This is a genomic window from Collinsella sp. CLA-ER-H6 (genome assembly GCF_040092305.1).
In the GTDB taxonomy this organism is placed as follows: Bacteria; Actinomycetota; Coriobacteriia; order Coriobacteriales; family Coriobacteriaceae; genus Collinsella.
This window is the reverse complement of sequence record NZ_JBBNLS010000032.1, coordinates 1-2,415: the sequence shown is the minus strand read 5'-3', so window position 1 is coordinate 2,415 and position 2,415 is coordinate 1. Positions and strand designations below refer to the sequence as shown.

Genomic DNA, 2,415 nt, shown 5'->3' with positions numbered 1-2,415 from the left:
AACATCATCGTCACGGGCGGCTGCGGCTTCATCGGCAGCAACTTCGTGCACTACGTCGTGAACAACCACCCGGGCGTCCACGTCACCGTCCTGGACAAGCTGACCTACGCCGGCAACCCCGAGAACATCGCCGGGCTCCCCGCTGACCGCGTGGAGCTCGTCGTGGGCGACATCTGCGACACCGCGCTGCTGGACCGCATCGTCCCGGGCCACGACGCGATCGTGCACTACGCCGCCGAGAGCCACAACGACAACTCCATCGCCGACCCCGAGCCCTTCCTTCGCACCAACGTGGAGGGCACCTTCTGCCTGCTGGAGGCCGTGAGGAAATACGGCGTCCGCTACCACCACGTCTCCACCGACGAGGTCTACGGCGACCTGGCGCTCGACGACCCGGCGAAGTTCACCGAGGAGACGCCGTACCACCCGAGCAGCCCGTACTCGAGCACCAAGGCGAGCTCCGACATGCTCGTGCGCGCCTGGACCCGCACCTACGGGCTTCGCACCACGATCTCCAACTGCTCCAACAACTACGGCCCCTACCAGCACGTGGAGAAGTTCATCCCCAGGCAGATCACCAACATCGTCGACGGCGTCCGCCCCAAGCTCTACGGCCGCGGCGAGAACGTCCGCGACTGGATCCACACCGAGGACCACTCCAGCGCCGTCTGGGACATCCTCACGAAGGGCCGCATGGGGGAGACCTACCTCATCGGAGCCGACGGCGAGAAGAACAACATCACCGTGCTCCGCATGATCCTCGAGGCGATGGGAAAGGACCCCGAGGACTTCGACTGGGTCGCCGACCGCCCCGGCCACGACCGCCGCTACGCCATCGACAGCACGAAGCTCCAGCGCGAGCTCGGCTGGAGGCCTGCCCACACCGACTTCGCCGAGGGGCTCAAGCAGACGATCGACTGGTACGTGGCCAACGAGTCCTGGTGGCGCCCGGCCAAGGAGGCCACCGAGGCCCGCTACAGGGCGCAGGGCCAGTAGGAGGGGAGAGATAAATGGCAGACATCGCATTCGAGAAGGACCTCTCCGTCGCCGAGACCGGCATCGGGGGCCTCAGAGTCGTCGACCTCGCCGTCCACGGCGACTCGCGCGGCTGGTTCAAGGAGAACTGGCAGCGCGCCAAGATGACCGCCCTGGGCATCCCGGACCTCAGGGTCGTCCAGAACAACATCTCCTACAACGACAGCCGCGGCGTCACCCGCGGCATCCACGCCGAGCCCTGGGACAAGTTCATCTCCGTGGCCCGCGGCTCGGTCTTCGGCGCCTGGGTCGACCTGCGCGAGGGCAGCGAGACCTTCGGCAAGGTGTTCACGACCGTTCTGGACCCCTCCAAGGCCATCTACGTCCCGCGCGGCGTGGGCAACTCCTTCCAGGCCCTGGAGGACGGCACCGCCTACACCTACCTGGTGGACGCCCACTGGTCGCTGGAGCTGAAGAGGACCTACACGTTCGTGAACCTCGCCGACCCGGAGCTCGCCATCGAGTGGCCGATCCCGCTCGATGAGGCCACCGTCTCCGAGGCGGACCTCAACCACCCGATGCTCAGGGACGTCGTCCCAATGGCGCCGAAGCGCACCCTCGTCACCGGCTGCAACGGCCAGCTGGGACATGCGGTGCGCGCGCTGGCGGAGGAGCGCGGGGTCGCGAAGGACTTCGACTTCTGCGACATCGACACCTTCGACATGTCCGACCCGGACGCCTACGCGCAGTACGACTGGTCGCTCTACGGCACCGTCATCAACTGCGGCGCCTACACGGCCGTGGACAGGGCCGAGACCCCCGAGGGCCGCGCGGCCGCCTGGAAGGCCAACGCCACCGGCCCGGCGCTGCTCGCCCGCACCTGCGCCGAGCACGGCATCACGCTCGTCCACGTGTCCTCCGACTACGTCTTCGACGGCGCCGCCGAGGTGCACGACGAGGAGGAGCCCCTCTCCCCGCTTTCCGTCTACGGCCAGACCAAGGCGGCCGGCGACATCGCCGTTGCCGGGTGCCCGCGCCACTACATCATGCGCAGCTCCTGGGTCATCGGCGAGGGGCACAACTTCGTCAAGACCATGATGGCGCTCTCCGACCGCGTCGCCGACCCGGAGGACAAGTTGGAGCAGGTCACCGTCGTGGACGACCAGCTGGGACGCCTGACCTTCACGCGCGACATGGCCGGGGCCATCTTCCACGTGCTGGGGACGCACGCCCCCTACGGCACCTACGACTGCACCGGCTCGGGTGCGGTCAGGTCCTGGGCGGACATCGCCCGCGCCGTCTTCGAGACCGCCAACGGCAACGGCGACAGGGTCGTGCCGGTATCGACTGCCGACTACTACGCGAGCGCCGCCGGCCCCGTCGCCCCGCGCCCGGTCCACTCCGCGCTCGACCTTTCCAGGCTCGAAGCCGTGGGCTTCC

2 protein-coding genes are annotated in these 2,415 nt (G+C 68.2%); both read left to right on the top strand.

Annotated features, from left to right (window positions below; translation table 11 throughout):
* A partial coding sequence (gene rfbB / locus AAAX77_RS09740) for a dTDP-glucose 4,6-dehydratase (RefSeq protein WP_349106079.1) occupies positions 1-996 on the top strand: 996 nt, incomplete at its 5' end.
* A gap of 14 nt (positions 997-1,010) precedes the next feature.
* Positions 1,011-2,415: sugar nucleotide-binding protein (locus AAAX77_RS09735; protein ID WP_349106077.1), on the top strand; the 1,405-nt coding region annotated here is incomplete at its 3' end.